General features: G+C 59.0%; 14 protein-coding genes. 9 read left to right on the top strand and 5 right to left on the bottom strand.

The features are described from left to right. Position 1 precedes the first annotated feature (1 nt). Complete coding sequence (gene dacB / locus ACJ8J1_RS11410; RefSeq protein ID WP_033642129.1) at positions 2 to 1,468, bottom strand: D-alanyl-D-alanine carboxypeptidase/D-alanyl-D-alanine endopeptidase; 1,467 nt, start codon at positions 1,466 to 1,468, stop codon at positions 2 to 4. 354 nt (positions 1,469 to 1,822) lie between these two features. On the opposite strand from dacB, the gene ACJ8J1_RS11405 reads away from it, so the two are divergent. The 6 genes from ACJ8J1_RS11405 to ACJ8J1_RS11380 all read left to right on the top strand — a co-directional run bounded on the left by ACJ8J1_RS11405 (position 1,823) and on the right by ACJ8J1_RS11380 (position 11,197). Then, positions 1,823 to 2,107, top strand: a complete 285-nt coding sequence (locus ACJ8J1_RS11405; protein WP_071845084.1) for a 2Fe-2S iron-sulfur cluster-binding protein — start codon at positions 1,823 to 1,825, stop codon at positions 2,105 to 2,107. 13 nt (positions 2,108 to 2,120) lie between these two features. Further along, a complete protein-coding gene (locus ACJ8J1_RS11400; protein WP_033642127.1) occupies positions 2,121 to 3,056 on the top strand; it encodes a diiron oxygenase in 936 nt (311 codons plus the stop codon). A 68-nt stretch (positions 3,057 to 3,124) separates the two neighbouring features. After that, complete coding sequence (locus ACJ8J1_RS11395) at positions 3,125 to 8,833, top strand: non-ribosomal peptide synthetase (RefSeq protein WP_033642126.1); 5,709 nt, start codon at positions 3,125 to 3,127, stop codon at positions 8,831 to 8,833. Further along, a complete protein-coding gene (locus tag ACJ8J1_RS11390) occupies positions 8,820 to 9,632 on the top strand; it encodes a cyclase family protein (protein WP_050594404.1) in 813 nt (270 codons plus the stop codon). Before ACJ8J1_RS11395 ends, ACJ8J1_RS11390 begins: the two co-directional genes overlap by 14 nt. After that, on the top strand, positions 9,629 to 10,366 hold the full coding sequence (locus ACJ8J1_RS11385) for a tryptophan 2,3-dioxygenase family protein (protein WP_033642125.1): 738 nt from the start codon (positions 9,629 to 9,631) through the stop codon (positions 10,364 to 10,366). The genes ACJ8J1_RS11390 and ACJ8J1_RS11385 overlap by 4 nt, the downstream gene beginning before the upstream one ends. Before the next feature lie 63 nt (positions 10,367 to 10,429). Beyond that, a complete protein-coding gene (locus ACJ8J1_RS11380; protein ID WP_033642124.1) occupies positions 10,430 to 11,197 on the top strand; it encodes a thioesterase II family protein in 768 nt (255 codons plus the stop codon). A gap of 3 nt (positions 11,198 to 11,200) precedes the next feature. On the opposite strand, the gene ACJ8J1_RS11375 is transcribed toward ACJ8J1_RS11380, so the two are convergent. Beyond that, entirely contained in the window at positions 11,201 to 12,364 is a 1,164-nt protein-coding gene (locus ACJ8J1_RS11375; RefSeq protein ID WP_033642123.1) for a multidrug effflux MFS transporter, read from the bottom strand. 99 nt (positions 12,365 to 12,463) lie between these two features. Between ACJ8J1_RS11375 and ACJ8J1_RS11370 the strand changes: the two genes are divergently transcribed. Then, positions 12,464 to 13,231, top strand: a complete 768-nt coding sequence (locus ACJ8J1_RS11370; protein WP_033642122.1) for an AraC family transcriptional regulator — start codon at positions 12,464 to 12,466, stop codon at positions 13,229 to 13,231. 108 nt (positions 13,232 to 13,339) lie between these two features. Here the strand turns inward: ACJ8J1_RS11370 and ushA are convergent, their stop codons facing one another. Beyond that, positions 13,340 to 14,992, bottom strand: coding sequence for a bifunctional UDP-sugar hydrolase/5'-nucleotidase UshA (gene ushA, locus ACJ8J1_RS11365; RefSeq protein ID WP_033642120.1), 1,653 nt, complete (start codon positions 14,990 to 14,992; stop codon positions 13,340 to 13,342). A 178-nt stretch (positions 14,993 to 15,170) separates the two neighbouring features. Between ushA and ACJ8J1_RS11360 the strand changes: the two genes are divergently transcribed. Both ACJ8J1_RS11360 and ybaL read left to right on the top strand, forming a co-directional pair. Beyond that, positions 15,171 to 16,391, top strand: coding sequence for an MFS transporter (locus tag ACJ8J1_RS11360; RefSeq protein WP_033642119.1), 1,221 nt, complete (start codon positions 15,171 to 15,173; stop codon positions 16,389 to 16,391). Positions 16,392 to 16,636: 245 nt separating this feature from the next. Beyond that, positions 16,637 to 18,328 carry a YbaL family putative K(+) efflux transporter gene (gene ybaL, locus ACJ8J1_RS11355; RefSeq protein ID WP_025160055.1) on the top strand — a complete coding sequence of 564 codons (1,692 nt, stop codon included), beginning with the start codon at positions 16,637 to 16,639 and terminating at the stop codon, positions 18,326 to 18,328. Between the two features lie 54 nt (positions 18,329 to 18,382). On the opposite strand, the gene ACJ8J1_RS11350 is transcribed toward ybaL, so the two are convergent. Next, positions 18,383 to 19,687 (bottom strand): inosine/guanosine kinase, encoded by a 1,305-nt coding sequence (locus ACJ8J1_RS11350; RefSeq protein ID WP_033642118.1) that lies wholly within the window; start codon positions 19,685 to 19,687, stop codon positions 18,383 to 18,385. A 90-nt stretch (positions 19,688 to 19,777) separates the two neighbouring features. After that, positions 19,778 to 20,740 carry a ferrochelatase gene (gene hemH, locus ACJ8J1_RS11345; RefSeq protein WP_004940253.1) on the bottom strand — a complete coding sequence of 321 codons (963 nt, stop codon included), beginning with the start codon at positions 20,738 to 20,740 and terminating at the stop codon, positions 19,778 to 19,780. Between the last annotated feature and the right edge of the window lie 6 nt (positions 20,741 to 20,746).

Genomic DNA, 20,746 nt, shown 5'->3' with positions numbered 1-20,746 from the left:
CTCAGCGGCACACCACCGTGGCGTCACAGGCCGCCAGCGTTTCCACCAGGCGGTCCTCCAGTGCCTTCACCTGCGCGCCGGGCACCAGATAGTTATTGCTGATGATGGCGAACGCCAGCGGCCGCCCGGTCGCCGAATCGACATAGCCGCTGAGCGACGATACGCCGGTCATGGAACCGCTCTTGGCGTGAGCGCGCCCCGCCGCCGCGCTTTTCACCATGCGGTTACGCAGCGTGCCGCCCACCAGCAACCCCGGCTCGCCCGCAACGGGCAAGGCGCGATACCAGTCGGCGAACCACGGCTGTTTTCTGGCCGCCAGCAGCAGCGTCGTCAGCTGTTGCGGCGTGATCTGGTTCATGCGCGACAGCCCTGAACCGTCCACCTGGCGATACGCGTCGGCCGCGATGCCCTGGCTTTGCACAAATCCGTTTATCGCCTGAAGGCCGGCGGCCCAATCCCCTTTGTCCTGCGTCTTGCGGCCCATCGCCTTGGTCAATATCTCGCCGTAGCCGTTATTGGACACTTTCAGGAAGGTAACGACCAGGCGGGAGAGCGGCGGCGAGGTTTTTTTCGCCAGCAGCTGTGCGCCGGCCGGCGTCACGCCCTCTTCAGCGTTGCCGCGCAGGGTGATGCCGTGCGCGCGCAGAGCATGTTGCAATAAAGCGCCGACGACGAGGGCCGGTTGATCGACGGTAATCAATCGCGAGCTGGCCTCCGCCTGCGCGGCGATGGTGCCGCTGACCACGATCCGGTTGCTGCCCGGCCGGCGCTCGTACGTCAGCGCGGTGTCACTGCCGGTGGTGGTGCGATTGACCAGCGTCACCGCGTCATTGGCGGGATAGAAGCTCGCCCGTCCCGGCGCGCCGGCGCGAGCGCCCGGCCGCACATCCACCTGCACCACGTTGATATCGCCGCCGGGGGTAAAGGCGTAGTTCAGCGCCGAGATCGGCGCTGCGAAGGCGAAGGGTTCATCGTCCCAGCTCCAGCCGGCACCGAATGGCGTTTGATCGAAGGCGCCGGCGTCCAGCAACAACCGCCCCTGTATATGACGGATGCCGCGCTGCGCCAGCGCCGCGGCGAAGGTGTCGAGATCGTCCGGATGCAGCGTCGGATCGCCGCTGCCCTGCAGATAGAGATCTCCCCGCAACGTGTCGCCGCGCTGCTCGCCGGTGGTCAGCAGCCGGGTTTCAAACCGGTAATCCGCCCCCAGCACGCCGAACGCCGCCAGAGAAGTGAAGACCTTCATGTTGGAAGCCGGCGCCAAACGCTGCTCCGCGTGCGCCTGATACAGCACCTTGCCGCTGTCGGCATCGCGCACCATCACGCCGTTCGACGCCCCGACCAACGCCTTGTCTTGGCCGAGGGCCGCCAGCGCCTGGCTGAGGGTTTGTCCATGACGTTCGCCGGATGACGAACACCCCGCCAGCGCCACGATGGCGGGCAGCAGCCAGCCTGCGGTTTTCAACATGTCATCTTCCTGTTTGCGTTATCAAAACCAAATTGTCGCTCAGGCTATCATTGGAAGGCGGCGACGTCCTGTTTTCCATTCACTGAACAACGATTTTTGCCTATTGATATTATAAAACAAGCAATAATAAGAATTGCTAAACAATCCAGGCAATAAAGTTTGAATATGAACTATATTATGTGAAACAACCTTTAATATAATGTTAATGTTTTTAATGTGTCGTGTTGACAATAAACAAAGCCAAAGCTATCGTTACTCCCCATTAAAACTCACAACCTATTATTAATAACAATTTACTTATATGAATTTTAAAATGTGATCTCACTCACTGACTTCCATAGGGAATAACACGCCATGTCTGCAAATACAGGGCCCGATGGCCATCAAGTTATTTTTGATGGCGCGGGCATCGGTGACTTTTGTCCTGAAACGTCGCTGCTTGAAAACTTTGAAAGATTAAATATCGACATTCCCAACCTATGCCGAAAGGGGAGGTGCGGCTGTTGCAAATTACTTCTAATCAGCGGAAATATACGCCATGAAAAACAGAGTGCCTTATGCGAAGAGGAGTTAGAAGAGAATATTATTCTGGCCTGCTGCGCCTATTCACAATCGGATATTGAAATAGAACTCTATTAATAAGGATTAACCGATGAGCCTCATTGAAACCACGTTGAAAAAATGGGATCGCGCCGCGATTGTCCGCTCCCGCCCGCGTCGCCTTCTCAACGAACAGGACAGCCAATCAACCCTTTTCTTCCCCCTCGAACGTCTGCCGCTGTGCCTCCATCCGCGCGTTGCCGCGCTCGGTGAACAAGCATTGCGCTATATTCAGGTACAAACCCTCTACCATTACCTGAATGGCATCGCCAACATCGAGTTGGATATCATCAATGATTCCAGTTACAAGCTCTACAAAAACGCAGTCGGCGTAGACTTTCCGCTTGAAATGCGCTTAGACGCGCTGACCGTGGTCGTGGATGAGTCCTATCACGCCCTGGTGGCGCTGGATCTGATCAATCAGGTAGAGCAGATGACGTCCATTGCGCCGCTGCCGATGCCAAAAGATACCGAGGCCTCCTATGCCCTGGCGCAATCGTTGGCAATGGGCGACGAACGGCTGCGCGAGCTGCTGCGACTGGTTTGCGTGTCCCTGTCGGAGCAGGCGCTGACGACCGATCTGATCGATGTGATCAACAACGAAGATATCTTCCCGACTTTCTATCTGGTGATGAAAGATCACGTTGCGGATGAAGGCCGCCATGCCCGCTTCTCACAGCAGGTGCTGAGCCATATCTGGCGCCACAGCGACGCGGTCACCAAGCAAGCGTTGCAACAACCGATTTTGGCTTTCCTGGAAGGCTACGCAACCGACGCTATCGCCAAAGATTTCAGCGCCTGCATGTTGCGCCAACTCGGACTGACAGAAGCGGAAATTATCGACATCATCGCAGACACTTATCCAGCAACGCATGTTAAACCGTGGGAAACCAATAATATCGTCACGGAGCAAATGTTGGTGGCGCTGAATAAATCGGGCATTCTGGCTGATTTGCCTATCGCCGATGCGCTGCATGCAAAAATCTAATTAACCGGTATAAAAATCCAGCACCTTTGATATTCCGCAAGGGAAACCATTATTCTCAGGAAGCAAAAATGGAATTACTTCATATTGGCTATTTCGGCGACAGCGCCTGCGGTAAATTATTAACCGACGAAATCCAGGAATACGGCCATCAGGTTAGCTTTATCAGTCTCGAACACCGCCCAACCGAAAAGCTCGACCTTATTATCACCACTGAAAATAACGCTGAAACAATACGACGACTGCAACAGCAGGGAAAAAATCTGCTGACGCTCGCAACCAATAAAAAAAATATTAACGACATTGACACCCTGCAAAACCAAGAACACTTCTCTCTGTACTTTAGCTCCGCCGGCCAGGCCGCTTATCTGTGCGATGCGCTGTCGGATATGGCCGCTGACGCCCAACTTCCCCTGCTGCAGGAAAGGCTTGTCGACATTGTGGTCGAGCTGTCGCGTGGCGGTATACCGCCGGTACAAGAACTTCCCTACCGCTTGGCGCGTAAATACTATGCCGAATCACCGACGCGCATGCGCGAATTGACCGCATTGCTGATGGAACGTCTTGGCGATCAGATGCAGGGACGTTGCGGCAGCGATCTCTGCCATCTCACCTGGCAACCCGGCGCCGACTTCCATACGGTGCCGGTAGCGGACATCACGTCCCCCGCACAGCTGCAACATTTCTTCTTTAATGAAACCGGCGCGCTCAAACAGGGACGCTATGCCCAGCCACGAGTGATGGTCGACGTAGCGGCTTGCGGTGACGGCACTCAGCTTACCCTGTATGGCGACGACATGCGTTTCAACGCGTTCACCGACTATCTTGACGCGCTATTGGCAGATCCGGCCGATCCCATCGCCGCGCCCATTGTTACTCAACCTCACACGTTACATCGCCTGAGCCAATTCAACGCAACCGACGATGCCGAGCTCCTGGCGCACGACGTCATCGCTTTGTTCCGCCACGCCGCCGCCGCTCATCCGCAACAGGCCGCGCTGCATGCCGATGGCCAGACATACAGCTATGGAGAAATCGATCGCGCCTCGGATCAGTTTGCCTGTTGGCTGCTTGAACACAGCGGCGCCGCCAGTTCGGTCGTCGCCGTCTCGATGGACAAGTCAGCGACGCTGCTGATCGTGCTGTTGGGGATACTGAAAAGCAATAAAACCTATGTACTGCTCGACCCGCAGGCGCCAGCGGCGCGCAATCAAAGCATTCTTGACGACGTACAGCCCGCGCTGATTTTGGCCGACTCGCCGTTGCACTCCGGCGACGCGCCATGCATTGCGCCATCAAGCATTGATTACCGTTCGCTGAACATCCATGCGGAGCAACTCCCTCAATCGCGAGACGCTCTGGCCTACGTCTGCTATACCTCCGGGACGACAGGCAAGCCCAAAGGCGTCATGATCGGGCGTGAAGGCCTGAGCAACGTGGCGCAAAACCACCGCGATTTCATTGGACTGGCGCAAGGCAGCCGCGTGCTGGCCATCGCCTCGCTGGGTTTCGACGCCTTCGGCTGGGACGTCTATGGCGCGTTAGTCAGCGGCGCGACGCTTTATCTTGCGCCCTCGGAGCTGCATACCGATGTCGGCGCGCTGCACGACTATCTGACTCAACACGATATCGGCCATATCACTATTACGCCGGCAATTCTGGAATTGTTGCCCCGCGAAATGTGGCCGGGACTGCGGACGATGATCGTCATGGGAGATGCCCCGCCTGCGGACGTCGTTGCCTGGTGGGCCGAACGCACCCGATTGTGCAACGGTTACGGGCCGACCGAGGCTTCCATTGCCACTTCGCTGTGCGAGTATCGTCCCGGCGTTCCCTGGAACTGCATTGGCAAACCGCTGAAAAACTACCGTTGCCACATCCTTGATCCCCACCATAATCCACTGCCGGTCGGTTTTGAGGGCGAACTGTGCATCGCCGGCAGCGGCCTGGCGCACGGTTACCTGCATCAAGAGGCGCTGAGCGCAGAGAAGTTCATTATCTGTCGGCTGCCGTATATGGCGGCCGAAGAGCGTCTTTATCGAACCGGCGACATCGCCAAATGGGACGAACAGGGCAACATTATTTTCGTCGGCCGCCGCGATCACCAGGTGAAGATACGCGGAGTGCGCATCGAGATGGGAGAAGTGGAAAGCGCCGTCCGCAGTCATCCACTGGTTGAAAGCGCCTGCGTGGTCGCTCGCAGCCAGCCCTCGGGCAAAATTCTCGCCGCCTTCGTGCAACCCGCTTCGCCTGAGCTGACGATCGACGCGCTGCGACACGCGTTGGTCACACTGCTCCATCCCGCCGCGATCCCCAGCGTCTTTATTTTCTTGCCGGCGCTGCCGCTGACCATCAATGGCAAGATCGCCCGCCAACAGTTGGAAAACTGGCCGTTGGATGAGCGCAATGAGCGCTTGACGCCGCCGGAAACCGAAACGGAGGCTATTCTCGAGCGCATCGTGGCCAACGCGATCGGCTGTCCGCAAGCCGACGTCACCCAGGAGTTCATCAACCTGGGCGCGCACTCGCTGACCATGAGCAAAATCGTCGCGCTCGTCGCACGCGATCTTTGCTGCCACCTGAGCATCGCCGATCTGTTCCGCCACAATACGGTGCGCAAACTGGCCGAATATATCGAGAATAAGGCCGTTGCCGCGGAGCGCGCCATCGCGATCTGCGACGAACGCCGCGCGCCGCTCAGCCCACAGCAGAACCTGCTTTGGTACCTGAGCGCATTGAATCCTGACGACTGCAGTTACAACCTGCCGCTAGCGATAGACATCCAGGGCCCGCTCGATCTGGGGCGCTTTGAGCAGGCGATCAATTTTATTTATGAAAAACATGAAAGCCTGCGCACTCGTTTCACCGAAACCGACGGTGTCGCCTATCAGTTGGCAGAACCGCATGCTCCGATTCGCCTTGCCGACCACTGGGTGGACGGCCAAACGCAGTCGGCAGAAAAGTGGGTGCGCCAACTGTGTGCTACGCCTTTCGACATCACCGCTCGGCCGCCACTGGCGCTTCGGCTGGTACAGTATCAGCAGCAGCACCATGTTTTGATTTGGGTAAAACACAACATTATTACCGACGCCTGGAGCGAACAACTGATCCTTAACGATCTGTGGCAGCGCTATAACGAGCTCGACAATCACAACGGCTTCGACGCACCGCAGCCGCAGATCCAAACCATCGATATCGTTAACAGCGGCATCGCGTCACCTGCACCGGCGGATGCCGCTTACTGGCAACAGCAGCTGCAAGGCTGCCGCGAACTGGACTTCCCGCTGGATAAGCCGCGCCCGCTAATGCCGACGCACGCCGGAGAACGCATCCATTATCAGCTGCAGCCCGACGTCGCCGATCTGCTGGCGTCACGGGGCAAAGCGCTGGGCGCCACGCCTTTCGCCTTGCTCTGCACGGCATTAAGTTTGCTGCTCAGCCGTTATACTCAGCAGCAGGATATCGTCATCGGCACCGCCATCGCAGCGCGGGACAACCTGGATCAGGCGCAAGTCAGCGGCTTCCATGTCAATACCGTTCCGCTGCGTATCCAACTGAGCGAACAGGACACCCTCGCCGGGCTGATCGGTAACATGATGGAAACCTGCATCGGCGCCTACCAGCATCAGCAGCTCTCCTTCGACCGGATCTTGCACCAGATCGAATACGAGCGGATGTCGAACAAAAATCCGTTATTCCAAATCATGGCGATCCTGCAGAACGCCGGCGACGTATGCCAACAAAACCTGCGCGATTGCACGCTGCATCGCTTGCCGCTTTCATCGGGCTTCTCGATGTTCGATATGACCTGGAACTTCAGTGTGGAACAAGGCGCCGTCGCCATCGAACTCGATTACGCCAGCGAACTGTTTTATCCCGCCAGCATGCAGATGCTGTTGGACAACTATCAGCAAACGCTGCAACAACTGCTCACCCTGCCGGCCAATACGGCGCAGCTTGCCCTCAACCCGCTATGCGAACGGGAACAACATTGGCTGCAACAGTTGGCCGTCAACGCGGACGCAGGCTCACGTGACTCGCTGCTGGTGCAAATTGGCCGGTTGGCACATACCCAGCCTGACAGCCTCGCCGTCAGCTGCGAACGGCATCAGTACAGCTACCGTCAGCTGTGGGCGCAGTCTGAACGCGTCGCGCATGCCTTGCTGCGCATCGACAGCCGGCCTTTCTCGGTCGGCGTCATGATGGAGAAAAGTTGCCACGTCGCCGTGCTCCTGCTCGGCGTGCTGAGAGCCGGCAAACACTACGTGCCGATTGACGTACACTACCCGGCCGACCGCGTGAGCTACATGATCGAGAACGCGCAAGCCCGGTTGCTGGTGACCGATGGTGAGCCAGAGCAAGGTTGGGCCAGTCCCGCCGTCGGTTTCGACTCGCTGGTTTCTCATCCTGCAGCGGCCGACGCGTTGCCGATCCCAGCCGACGATACGCTGGCCTATATCATGTACACCTCAGGCTCAACCGGTAACCCCAAAGGGGTGATGATCACGCATGGCAACCTGAACAATTTCACCAACGACTTCGTCGGGCGGCTGGCGCTGAGCGCGCGCGATAAGGTGCTCAGCCTGACCAGCATCAGTTTCGATATTTTTGGGTTGGAACTGTTCTGCTCGCTGGCCGGCGGCGCGCACGTCACGCTGTGTCCACGAGAAACCGCCATGGATCCGGTCAAGCTGTATCACTTTATCGAGCGACAGCAGCCCAGCGTGATTCAAGCGACACCTACCGTCTGGAGTACCATCGTCCACCACCTGCCGGCGGCGAGCCAACGCCCCCTGACCGTGCTATGCGGCGGCGAGAAAATGCCGGCGGCCCTGTTGACGCAATTGCGACGCATCGCGACACGGGTGCTGCAGGTGTATGGCCCGACGGAAACCACCATCTGGTCGACCTGCGCCGATCTGACTCACGAAGGCGCAAGCGACTGTATCGGCACGCCGATCCAGGCGACTGAGGTTCTGGTCATGGATCAGGCCGGCAACCCGCTGCCAAGCGGCGCATTTGGTGAGCTGTGGCTGGGCGGCGCAGGGGTATCGCCGGGGTATTGGCGCAACCCGACGCTGAGCGATAAGGTCTTTCTACGGCGTCAGGCGTTCGGCGCCGAGCGCTATATGTACCGCACCGGCGACATTGTGCGTTTTAATCGACAGGGGCAGCTGGAGTATCTCGGCCGGAACGATCACCAGGTCAAAATTCGCGGTCACCGCATCGAGTTGAGCGAAATCGATCTCAGTTTATCGTCTCTCGACAATATCGAGCGATCGCTCAGTTTAATTGTCGGTGAAGACCAGCAAGCCCGCATCGTCAGCTACCTGCAGTTAACGCCGGGAGCAGAGCTGAATGAAAAAGCGGTGCGCGCGGCGCTGAAAGCCCGTTTGCCGAATATCATGATCCCGTCCGGTTTTGTGGTGCTGTCGGCCTTCCCGCTCACCAACAACAACAAAATCGACATTCGTCGGTTACCGGCACCGGAAATCCGCTATTCGGCTTCGGAAGCGGACTACACGCCTGCGGCCAACGAGGCGGAAAGCGCCATGCAGCATATCTGGCAACAAGTCTTGTCACAGACGCAGATCAGCGTCTGCGACAGCTTCTTCAGCCTGGGTGGAAATTCACTGCAGATCCCGCAGCTGCTGCACGCCATTCGTCAACAGATGGGCGTCTCGCTGACTATCCGCGAATTCATCATGCACAGTCAGATCCGCGAACTCACCGCGCTGGCCTTGAGCAAAACTGCCGAGGCCGCCGATGAAACGCATTGAGGTGTACCACCAAGGGCGTTGTCATCACCTTGACCACCGAGAGCCGCTGCGGCTCTCGGCCAGGCTGGACTTCGCCGATAACCCAACCAACCTTTATGGCGTGGCTCCCGCCGACTCGGCGCCGCTGAGTTACGGCGATACCGTCGCCAGCGTGCGTCATGGCGGGGTCTGCAACGCCGAGCGCATCAGCCTGGTGCCGCACTGCCACGGCACACACACCGAATGCATCGGCCATATTCTTCCTGAAACGCACAACGTGGCGGATTTGCCGCTTGAACCGTTCATCGCCGCCACCCTGATTCGCGTCAGGCCGCAGCGAGCGGACGCAACTGCAGAGAGCTATAACGCCAGCGCTGCCTCTGAAGATTGGCTGATTACCCGGGCGGCACTCGATGACGCGTTGGCGCCGTTGTCGGGCGACTACCTGCAGGCTTTGGTGATAGCAACCGAGGCGCCGAGCGATTTCCGCGCCGCGGCCTGCGCCCCCTACTTCAGCCATCAAGCCCTGGCGCGCATCGTCGAACTCGGTGTCCAGCATCTGTTGGTGGATATTCCATCAATCGACCGGCTATACGACGGCGGACGCATGGACAATCATCGCCGTTTTTGGGGGCTTGAGGCCCCCGACAGGCCGCAAGAAGGGCGCAAATACGCCTCCGTGACCGAGCTGATTCAGGTTCCCGCGCAGGCCACGGCGGGACACTATTTTCTGACCCTTCAACTGCCGGATCTGAGCGGGGATGCCCTTCCCAGCCGGCCCATCTTATTTTCGTTTTCTACAGGGAAAGTGACATCATGAATTACGCCAGCTATCTGCAGCTAAACCAGTTGCTGTCGCTGCAACAGCCAGCCTCGCCGTCTGCGGAACACCGCAATGAAAACTTGTTTATCATCACTCATCAAACCTACGAGCTCTGGTTCAAGCAGTTGATCGATGAGCTTCATCTGGCGATCGCGCAGATCGAAGAAGGAGATATACCGGCGGCGATCGAAACGATGACGCGCGTCAATGCCATTACCCAAACCGTGGTGAATCAGATCGCCGTGATTTGCACGCTGAAGTTTCACGAATTCCAGCGTTTTCGCAGCTATCTCGGCACCGCCAGCGGTTTTCAATCCTACCAGTTCGCCGGCATAGAAGCGCTGCTCGGCAAAGAAAATCCGAAAAAACTACAGCAGTATCAGGGTGATGAAGAGGCACAGCGCCGATTGGCGGCTATCATCCAACCGGTTTCACTATGGCAGGCAATACGCGGCCATCTGATGCGTCTCAATGACCAGCCCAATCAGACGGCGCGGGGCTTCGACGACATCATCAGGCAATCGCTGACGCGTTCGAGCTGCGAGTCGCTGCTGCTCAATCAACTGCTGGATTTGGATTCACTGCTGCAGGAGTGGCGTTATCGCCATGTGAAACTGGTGGAACGTACTATCGGGCAGCGGAAAGGTACTGGCGGTTCATCGGGTTCAGACTATCTGAAATCTACGCTGTTCACGCCGATCTTCGATGAATTGTGGAACGCCATCAACTGAATGCGTTCCTTAACGCCAAGGAAGCTCAGGCTTCCTTGGTCTCCTGAAAATACGGATTTCGCCATGCATTGCACCCACTTCCCCAACGCCCCACGCAGCTTGAAACCGCTGACGCCGGGGCGCCAGGGCAGCCTGCGGCTGATCGCTTTTCCCCACGCCGGCGCCGGCGCCACTGCCTTTCAGGGGTGGAGCCCCTCGTTGCATCAGGACATCGAACTCTATGCCGTGCAATACCCCGGTCGAGAGGAGCGGGCAAACGAAGCGCCGCTCTGTCACCCCCAATCACTCATCAATCAACTGATGCCGGCACTGCAGCCACTGCAGGACAAACCGCTGATCTTTTTCGGCCACAGTCTTGGCGGACGGGTTGCGCTGGCGTTAGCGATGGCGCTGCCTCAGCCGCCGCTGCAGTTGATCATTTCCGCCAGTTCATCGCCCTTCCTGGCGCGCCACAGTTCGTTGCTGAGAATGCCGCGTGCCGCTTTGTTGAACGCGCTATGTGCCGGCGAGGGTCTGGATGCGTCGCTCATCGACGACAGCGCGCTACTCGATTACTATCTGCCGCTGATCCGTGCCGATCTGATGCTGTCCAGCCAATTGCTTTTCCCTGCGCAACCGGGTTACCCCGCCCCGCTGGCGATGTTCTATGGTGAAAACGACGAGCTGATCGATCGGCAGGATTTGCTCGACTGGCGCCGGATCGCGCAAGGCGACTTTCAGCAGCGCACTTTTGCCGGCGGGCATATGTATATCACCACGCAGCGCGACGCCGTGATAGCCGGCATTCACCAGTTGCTGGCAGGCCACCTGAGTGAACCGGCCAGCATATAGCCGTCAGGCGTTTTCACTCTCAAGCATCGCCAAACGACGCTCGTTGTGCACCACCCGCCACGCCAACAGCAGCACGCAGAGGCTGCAGAGCGACAGCACGGCGCCCAGGTGCTGCGACAGCCCCGCCAACACCAAGCCACCGCCGAGCATCAGGTAATACATCAGGCCAAGGATGGCGCCGGCGGTGCCCATGCAGTCTTTATAATGGCGCAGCGCGCGCGCCAGAATATTGGGAATGGCGATACCGTACGCCATCACCACCAGCATCATCGGCAGAACGAACCACAAGCTCCCTTCCAGCAGCAGTACCAGCAGGCCGCCGGTCAGCGATAATCCGCAGGCCAGCATCAACAGCGCGGGGAACAGCCAGTGCTTGCCGATCAAAAACTTGTTGATCGCCGCGCCGATGCCCACCCCGGCCGCCAACACCAAACCGGTATAACCGAACCACTGTGCCGGCAGCGCCAACGCCGAGAAGTGGAATGGCGCCAGCTGGTAATAGCTGAACATGCAAATATTGAACAACGCCACCAACAGCGCGCTGAGCCAAATATCCCCGTCCTTGACCATCCGCCCCAGCGTGCCGAAAAATGAATTCTTCACCACCTGTTGCGGACGCGTCTCCGGCAGTTGCCAACCGGCATAGCCCAGCAACAGCGCCGCCAACAGCGCCAAACCGCCGAACACCCCCTGATAGCCCCAATAGTGAGTCAGCACTGCGCCGCTCAACACGCCAACCGCCGGGCTGATCGCCATGGCGATCCCCATCACCGAGAACACCCGCGCCAATTCATAACCGTCGAAGCGATCGCGAATCGCCGTTTGCGTCCCGACCGAACCGACCGCCGCGCCAAAGGCGGCCAGCACCCGCGCGGCCAGCAGTACGCTGAAGCTGCCGCTGAACAGCGCAACGAGAGAAGCCAGCAGATAGAGCGTCAGCCCGGCCAAAATGGTGGGACGGCGTCCGATGACGTCGCACATCCGTCCCCATACCACCACGCCCAGCGCAAAGGCGAAAAAGTAACAAGAGAGCGTTTGCGCCGCCATTTCCGCACTGACCCGGAAACCGTGCGCAATGTGCGTCAATGCCGGGCTGTAGATGGTCTCCACCACCTGGGGAAACATCATCATCGACGTCGCCAACGTCAGCGTCAGTTTACGTTGCATAACAGATCCTGTAGCCAAGAATAGGCTGCACAAGGTAGCATCTGGTCCCAGCGCCGATTACAATATAAAAGACAATAAATTTACAAAATCGGACAGACTATGGCGTGGCTTCAGGCGCAGGACAGTTTTAATCCGGATACGCTCGACAACGGGGTGCTCGGGATCGCCGCCGAACTGGCGCAGCACGACTCGGGCACGCATTGGCATGACAGGGGGCAGTTGCTGTTCTGTCAGCAAGGCAGCATGCGCATCACGCTCAACCAAAGCATCTGCATGCTGCCGCCGGGCAGAGTCGCCTGGATCCCGCCGCAGGTGGCTCACCGCGTTCAGGTCAACGGCGTCGTCGGTTACCGTTCGCTTTATCTCGACGCCGATCGCTATGCCTGTCTGCCTGCGCAGCTTGCCGTACTGACAGCCTCGCCGCTGCTGCGCGAGGTGTTGGAACGCATCGCGTTCGCCGCCTTCGACACCGACTGGCAGCATGGGCCTTACGCCAATATTCTGGCGGTCTGCCTGGACGAGATCGCCGCCGCGCCGCGCGAACTGACGCTGCTGCCGCTGCCCAGCGACCGCCGCCTGCGCCATCTGGCCAATCTGGACATGCTTCCGCCGCTGCACGAGCTATCGCGCTATAGCGGCGCTTCCGAGAAAACCATCAGCCGGATTTTCCGCCGTGAAACCGGGCTCGGTTATCAACAATGGCGTCAGCAATGGCGCCTGATCAAAGCGATAGAGATGCTGGCCGCAGGGATGAGCCAATCCGACGTCGCCGGTCGGCTGGCGTTTTCCAGCGACAGCGCCTTCGCCACTTTTTTCAAGAATATGGCGGGCTGCCCGCCGAGGGCGTATATGGAGAGAAGGAAGTAAGACGCCGTTTAAAACGGCAACGCTGACAAAAGGCGTTGATGCAGAGGAGAAAAGCGAGGGGGGGAACGGCGCCCCCGCGACAAGCGAGAGCGCCGTTCCGCGGCGCCTCTAGCGATAGACGATTTCGCCCTTCGGCTCGTAGGCCGCCGCATCCAGCGGCGAGTGTTTCTCGATGTACTGCTTCAGCACTTCGGCATCGATAAAGCCGGTGTTGACGTAGCTCGGCAGCCCGTCCAGCTTCGGATAGCCGTCGCCGCCCAGCGCGTTGAAGTTCAGCGTCGCCATGCGGTAAGTTTTATCCGCCTGCAGCGGCTGGCCGTTGATCTTCACCTCGCTGACGCCCTTGCCGTCCGCCACCAGACTGACGTTGGCGAACTGGGCATAGGCGCCGGAATCCGGCTTCATGTTGGCCACCACCGCCAGATACTGTTCAACCTCGCGCCCTTTCATATCGACATGCACCAGCGTGTTGCCGAACGGCTGCACCTTGAGCACGTTCTTGTAGGTGATATCGCCGCTTTCAATCGAATCGCGCACCCCGCCACCGCTCATCACGGCGAAGTCGGCGTCGGCGCGCTCCCTCTGCGCCGCCAGCATCACCCGCGCCAGGTTGGTCTGCACGAAACGCACCTTGCTGCGATCGCCTTCAAGCTTGCCGTTGACGCTGCCGATCTTCACGCCCAGCTGCGCCTTGCCCTTATCCTGGAACGGCGTCAGCAGCTTCATCATGGTCGGATCTTCCGCAATCTGCTGGGTGTAGTACACCCGCTCGCTGGTGCCGTCGGCTTTCTCCACCTTCTTCTTCAGGTTCACCGGGATCAGCTGATAATGCACCAGCTTCAGCTCGCCGTTGCGGAATTCGAAATCGGCGCGCCCGACGTATTTGCCCCACTCGTGCGCCTGCACGATCCAGGTGCCGTTCTGACGATCCGGCGAGCATGGCGTGCCCGGCACATAATCCGCCTGTTTGCGGTTGTCACCGGCCATGCACACCGGATCCTGCGAGTGGCCGCCGACGATCATGTCGAGATATCCCGCCGGCAGGCTGCGCGCCATCTCCACGTCGCCCGGCGCGTTAGAGCCATGCTCGCCGTTGTCGTAGTGCCCCATATGGGTGGCGGCGATGATCACGTCCGGCTTCTCGTCCTTGCGCAGTTGCTCCACCACCTGCTTCGCTTCCTGCGCCGGCACGCGGAACTCCATGTCGGTGAAGTACTCCGGATTGCCTATCTTGGCGGTGTCGTCGGTCGTCAGGCCGATCACGGCAATCTTGATACCCTGCTTGTCGAACAAGGCGTAAGGCTTGAACAGGCGCTGGCCTGTGCTTTTCTGGTAGATGTTGGCGGACAAGAGCGGGAAGGTCGCCCACTTCTCCTGCTGGCGCAGCACGCTCAGTGGGTTGTCGAATTCGTGGTTGCCGATCGCCATCGCGTCATAGCCCACCAGGTTCATGCCGCGGAAGTCCGGCTCGGCGTCCTGCAAATCCGATTCCGGCACGCCGGTGTTGATATCGCCGCCGGACAGCAACAGCAGGCTGCCGCCCTGCGCAGCCACTTCGCGGCGAATGCCGTCCACCAGCGTTTTCTGCGCGCCCAGACCGTATTCACCGTGATCGTTCTGCCAGAAGTGACCGTGATGATCGTTGGTATGCAGAATGGTGATGGCGTAGGTCTTATCCTTTTCCCAGGCACTGGCGGCCCCCGACAGCAGCGTCAGGGATACGGCCAACGCGCATGCGGTGGTTTTCAGCGAAAAACGCATGGCGGATCTCCGTGTATTAAATGGCTTTTATGATGAGGGCGAAATTGTAGCGCGAATTAATGACAGCTGATTTCAATTTTTTGCGATGTGAGTCTGATTATTTCAGATATGGTAAAAATTGAACGCCCTGCCTAAGATGTCATCTCTGTGCTCAACAACTTATCAGGCTAATAATAATATGACCGACAGTAGCCAAAGCGCGATGCCGCCCGCCAAGGGCAGTACGGTAAAGAGGACCGCTTTCTCCATCCTTGGCGCCATCAGCGTGTCTCACCTGCTCAACGATATGATCCAGTCGCTGATCCTGGCGATTTATCCGATCCTGCAAGCCGATTTCCACCTCAGCTTCGTGCAGATCGGTATGATCACCCTGACCTATCAGCTAACGGCTTCCCTGCTGCAACCGCTGATCGGCTATTACACCGATAAACACCCGCAGCCTTACTCGCTGCCTATCGGCATGGGCTTTACCCTGTCCGGCCTGCTGCTGCTGTCGGTGGCGAACACCTTCCCGCTGGTGCTGCTGGCGGCGGCGCTGGTGGGCACCGGCTCATCGGTATTCCACCCGGAATCCTCGCGCGTGGCGCGCATGGCCTCCGGCGGACGACACGGCCTGGCGCAGTCGCTGTTCCAGGTCGGCGGCAACTTCGGCAGCTCGCTCGGCCCGCTGCTGGCCGCGCTGATCATCGCGCCTTACGGCAAAGGCAACGTCGCCTGGTTCACGCTGGCGGCGCTGCTGGCGATCGTGGTATTGCTGCAGGTCAGCAAGTGGTACCAACATCAGCATCGGGCGGCGAAAGGGCAGCCGAAAAGCCCCGCAATGCTGAAACCGCTGCCAAAACGTACCGTCGCCTACTCGCTGGGCATTCTGCTGGTGCTGATTTTCTCTAAATACTTCTATCTGGCCAGTATCAGCAGCTATTACACCTTTTATCTGATACATAAGTTCGGCGTTTCGGTGCAGAATGCGCAAATTCACCTGTTCGCCTTCCTGTTTGCGGTGGCCGCTGGAACCATCATCGGCGGGCCCCTTGGCGACAAGATAGGGAGAAAATACGTTATTTGGGGCTCAATACTTGGTGCAGCGCCATTTACGCTTATTTTACCCCATGCATCCCTGTACTGGACCGGCATTTTGACGGTGATCATCGGGGTTATTCTCGCCTCAGCGTTCTCCGCCATCCTGGTCTACGCACAGGAGCTGATCCCCGGTAAAGTCGGCATGGTTTCCGGTTTATTCTTCGGTTTTGCTTTCGGTATGGGCGGGTTAGGCGCGGCAGTTCTTGGTTATGTCGCGGATTTGACCAGTATCAAGCTGGTCTACCAAATCTGTGCTTTCCTGCCGCTGATCGGCATTATTACCGCGCTACTGCCCAATATGGAGCATAAACCGCAATAACCCCGCGAACTGCCCGGATGAAAGTATTTATTCATCCGGGTTATCCTACGGATAAATCAATGTTATTTGGTTTATCTGGCACAAAACCCCCTCATTGACGCGCCTTAAGCGAAATCCTCTGCTTTTTTACAAAAAAGACCAAATTAGCCAAGCAAGCCGCGAACAAATGCAATAAACTAAATGTATCTTTTCGTAACTTTGTTGCGTTTCTCCCGTGCCGCGATGCATAGCCAGAAGGAGTATGGATGCATAATTCAACACCGCTCATCACCACCATCGTCGGAGGGTTAGTACTCGCCTTCCTCCTCGGTATGCTGGCGAACCGCCTGCGCATCTCACCCCTGGTGGGATATCTGGCCGCAGGGGTGCTCGCCGGCCCGTTCACCCCCGGTTTCGTCGCCGATACCTCACTGGCGCCGGAACTGGCGGAAATCGGCGTTATCCTGTTGATGTTCGGTGTTGGCCTGCACTTCTCTTTGAAAGACCTCCTCGCAGTAAAATCTATCGCCATACCCGGCGCCGTGGCGCAGATAGCCGTCGCTACCCTGCTCGGCATGGGGCTGTCCAAGCTGCTCGGCTGGGATCTGATCTCCGGCCTGGTGTTCGGCCTCTGTCTCTCCACCGCAAGCACCGTGGTGCTGTTGCGCGCGCTGGAGGAGAGGCAATTGATCGACAGCCAGCGCGGGCAAATCGCCATCGGCTGGCTGATCGTCGAAGATTTGGCGATGGTGCTGACGCTGGTATTACTGCCGGCCTTCGGCAACATGCTGGGCAACGACAACGCCAGCAGCGGTCAGCTGCTGATGGAGCTGGCGCTGACCATCGGTAAGGTCATCGCCTTCATTGCGTTGATGATCGTGGTCGGCCGCCGCCTGGTGCCGTGGATCCTGTCGAAAACCGCCAGCACCGGCTCGCGCGAGCTGTTCACCCTGGCGGTATTGGCGCTGGCGCTCGGCATCGCCTACGGCGCGGTGAAGCTGTTCGACGTCTCCTTCGCGCTGGGCGCCTTCTTCGCCGGCATGGTGCTGAACGAGTCCGAGCTGAGCCACCGCGCGGCGCACGACACCCTGCCGCTGCGCGACGCGTTCGCGGTGCTGTTCTTCGTCTCGGTTGGCATGCTGTTCGATCCGATGATCGTGATTAACGAACCGCTGGCGGTGCTGGCGACGCTGGCGATCATCGTGTTCGGCAAATCCGCCGCCGCGTTCCTGCTGGTGAAAATGTTCGGCCACTCCAAGCGCACCGCGCTGACCATCTCCGCCAGCCTGGCGCAGATCGGCGAGTTCGCCTTTATTCTGGCGGGCCTCGGCATCGCGCTGGGCATGATGTCGGAACACGGGCGCAATCTGGTGCTGGCCGGCGCCATTTTGTCGATCATGCTCAACCCGCTGCTGTTCACCCTGCTGGAGCGCTATCTGGCCAAAACCGAAACCATCGAAGAGCAAATTCTCGAAGAGGCGGTGGAAGAAGAGAAGCAGATCCCGGTGGACATGTGCAACCATGCGCTGGTGGTCGGCTACGGCCGCGTCGGCAGCCTGCTGGGCGGCAAACTGGCCGAGGCGGGCATTCCGCTGGTGGTGATCGAGAACTCCCGCCCGCGGGTGGAAGCGCTGCGCGAACAGGGCATCAAGACGGTGCTGGGCAACGCCGCCAATCCGGAAGTGATGGATCTGGCGCGGCTCGACTGCGCGCGCTGGCTGCTGCTGACCATCCCCAACGGCTATGAGGCCGGCGAGATCGTCGCCTCGGCGCGCGCCAAGCGGCCGAACATCGAGATCATCGCCCGCGCCCACTACGACGACGAGGTGGCCTACATCACCGATCGCGGCGCCAATCAGGTGGTGATGGGTGAACGGGAGATCGCTAACAGCATGCTGAACATCCTGCAGCTGGATACCCTGAGCGAAGAAGAAAAAATGGGGGGCTGCCCGATCTGAGGCACCGCGCACAAAAAAAGGTCCGGCATGCCGGACCTTTTCTTTTTCAGCGGGTTAACGCTCCCAATAGGACTCTTCCAGGCTGTCTTCGCGCTCCGGCAGGCCACGAGTGAGACGCGGCGAATGCTGGTTCAACACCTGGTAGCTGACGCGGTTGGCGTATTTGCACACCTGCGCCAACGAAGAGTATGTCAGGTAACTGCGCACGTGCTTGCTCGAGTTCGGCACGTTGTGGCGGTGATAACCGTTGGCGGCAATATCGTGCAGCAACGCCGACAGCGCGCCGTCGCCGGCGCCGTTGGTGTTCATGATCTTCTCCGGCCCGCCCATATACGGCGCGATGTGCGAGTAAACGCGCAGCGGATGCTCACAGTGTTCGCGACGCATGGCGCGGCTGAACTCGTAGCGGTTGAACTCGGCGATATGCCCCGGCAACAGCGGGTGCTGGGTCTGACGCTTGTTGGCCTCTTCGGTGTAGCCCGCCATATACAGGCCGTTCGGCCCGGCGGTGCACAGCACCAGATCCACCCACTCTAGCGCCATGTCCGAGGCGGTCAGCGGATCGCTCAGCCCGGTCAGCTCCAGCGCTTCGTCTTCGTTCATCGCCAGAATCGTCACGTTTTCCTTCAGGAAGTCGCGCCACCACTGCGGGTTGTCGGCGATCACGTACTTGGTGCCCAGGGTCAGCACCACCGGCACATCGTGCTTTTTAGCGTATTTGATCGCCTGCAAGGTCGCGTCCTTTATCGGCTCCCCTTCCTTGCAGCGCACCAGATAAGAGCTCAGCACCAGCGCCGACGCGCCGGCGATCACCTCTTCAGGGATGCTTTCCGGGCGCAGCTGGTTCATCTGGCCGGGGTTGATGGCGAAGGTGCGCTCGCCGCTTTCGCCGATCAGCGTGAAACAGCGGCCGATGGCGCCGTCAACGCCCTGCAGATAGTTAAGATCGGTGCGGCTGGAGGTATTGCACAGATAACGGTAGGCGTAGCTGCCGATTTTCACGTTGCTGCACATCACGCCGAGCAGCACCGAGCGATCGTCCGCCAGCACCGAATAGTTGTGCATGGTGTTGCCGATGGTGCCGCCGGCGAACTGATGGGTGACCAGGTTGTTTTCATTCAATTCCTGATACAGCGCCTCGGCGACGTCATCTTCGATCACCAGAGAGTGGCCCAGGCTCAGGCCGTAGCGCTGGACAAAAGCGTCGTCCACTTTCGCCTCGATATCCACCAGCGTCTGGTCGATGCCGACGATATACGAGGTGCTGATTTCACTTTCGGGCTGGGCCTGCTGCAGAAGCGGATCGCGGGCGCTCACCGGGAAATAGTGTTTGGACTTGCGTTTACCAGGAAATTTCATGTGATTGGTGGTGGTGGCGGTTTAACAAGCGGAGAATGTTAACACATCCCCGCCCGATCACGATGCATCTAATAGACAGATTATGGATGATTACAGACGCTGCGCCACCAGTTGCTGCATCATGTCAATATGCGCCGGCTCGTCGTTCAACGCTGAGATGTATTCAAACTTCTCGCCGCCGGCCTTAAGGAAGATCTCGCGGTTCTGCTCTTTAATCTCTTCCAGCGTTTCCAGGCAGTCCGCCGAGAAACCGGGGCAGATCAGCTGAATGTGCTTCACGCCCTGCGCCGGCAGCCCTTTTAGGGTCTCATCGGTATACGGCGTCAGCCAAGGCTCGCGGCCGAAGCGCGATTGGTACGTCATCATCACCCGCTCCGGCGCCAGCGGCAGCGTGGCGCTCAGCGCACGCAGCGTATCCTCGCAGCGCTGCGGGTAGTCGTCGCCCAGCCGCGCATAACGTTTGGGGATGCCGTGGAACGACAGCACCAGCCGATCCGGCTGGCCGTGCTCGGCGAACGAGCGCTCCACGCTTTGTTGCAGCGCGGCGATATAGGCCGGGTGTTCGGCGTAATCGCGAATGAAGGCCACAGAAGGCAAGCGGCGATAGCCTTTCAGCACCCGCGCCACGCCATCCCATACCGCCGCGCTGGTGGAACAGGAATATTGCGGATAGAGCGGCAGCACCACCAGGTTGGTCACGCCCTGCGCCAGCAGCTTGTCGATGGCTTCCGCCAGGCTCGGCGAACCGTAGCTCATGCCCAGCTCCACCGGCGTATTCGGCATGCGCGCCGCCAGCGCCCGCTGTTGGCGGCGGCTGTACACCAGCAGCGGCGAACCCTCTTCCATCCACACCGACTGATAGAGTTTAGCCACGCGCGGCGAACGGATCGGCAAGATCGCGCCGTTGAGGATCGGCCACCAGATCAGCGGCGCCGTGTCGACCACGCGATCGTCACTGAGGAATTCCTTCAGATAGCGTTTGACCGCCGACGAGGTCGGCGCATCTGGCGTGCCCAGGTTCACCAGCAATACGCCGTGTTTCTCTTGCTTCATCTCAGT

The organism is Serratia sp. CY37869, from assembly GCF_052168895.1.
Classification (GTDB): Bacteria; Pseudomonadota; Gammaproteobacteria; order Enterobacterales; family Enterobacteriaceae; genus Serratia; species Serratia ureilytica.
This window is presented reverse-complemented; position numbering and strand designations above follow the sequence as displayed.

Bases quoted from the DNA above. Each gene is read 5' to 3' on its own strand.
- dacB (WP_033642129.1), bottom strand. From the start codon at position 1,468: ATGTTGAAAACCGCAGGCTGGCTGCTGCCCGCCATCGTGGCGCTGGCG.
- ACJ8J1_RS11405 (WP_071845084.1), top strand. From the start codon at position 1,823: ATGTCTGCAAATACAGGGCCCGATGGCCATCAAGTTATTTTTGATGGC.
- ACJ8J1_RS11400 (WP_033642127.1), top strand. From the start codon at position 2,121: ATGAGCCTCATTGAAACCACGTTGAAAAAATGGGATCGCGCCGCGATT.
- ACJ8J1_RS11395 (WP_033642126.1), top strand. From the start codon at position 3,125: ATGGAATTACTTCATATTGGCTATTTCGGCGACAGCGCCTGCGGTAAA.
- ACJ8J1_RS11390 (WP_050594404.1), top strand. From the start codon at position 8,820: ATGAAACGCATTGAGGTGTACCACCAAGGGCGTTGTCATCACCTTGAC.
- ACJ8J1_RS11385 (WP_033642125.1), top strand. From the start codon at position 9,629: ATGAATTACGCCAGCTATCTGCAGCTAAACCAGTTGCTGTCGCTGCAA.
- ACJ8J1_RS11380 (WP_033642124.1), top strand. From the start codon at position 10,430: ATGCATTGCACCCACTTCCCCAACGCCCCACGCAGCTTGAAACCGCTG.
- ACJ8J1_RS11375 (WP_033642123.1), bottom strand. From the start codon at position 12,364: ATGCAACGTAAACTGACGCTGACGTTGGCGACGTCGATGATGATGTTT.
- ACJ8J1_RS11370 (WP_033642122.1), top strand. From the start codon at position 12,464: ATGGCGTGGCTTCAGGCGCAGGACAGTTTTAATCCGGATACGCTCGAC.
- ushA (WP_033642120.1), bottom strand. From the start codon at position 14,992: ATGCGTTTTTCGCTGAAAACCACCGCATGCGCGTTGGCCGTATCCCTG.
- ACJ8J1_RS11360 (WP_033642119.1), top strand. From the start codon at position 15,171: ATGACCGACAGTAGCCAAAGCGCGATGCCGCCCGCCAAGGGCAGTACG.
- ybaL (WP_025160055.1), top strand. From the start codon at position 16,637: ATGCATAATTCAACACCGCTCATCACCACCATCGTCGGAGGGTTAGTA.
- ACJ8J1_RS11350 (WP_033642118.1), bottom strand. From the start codon at position 19,687: ATGAAATTTCCTGGTAAACGCAAGTCCAAACACTATTTCCCGGTGAGC.
- hemH (WP_004940253.1), bottom strand. From the start codon at position 20,740: ATGAAGCAAGAGAAACACGGCGTATTGCTGGTGAACCTGGGCACGCCA.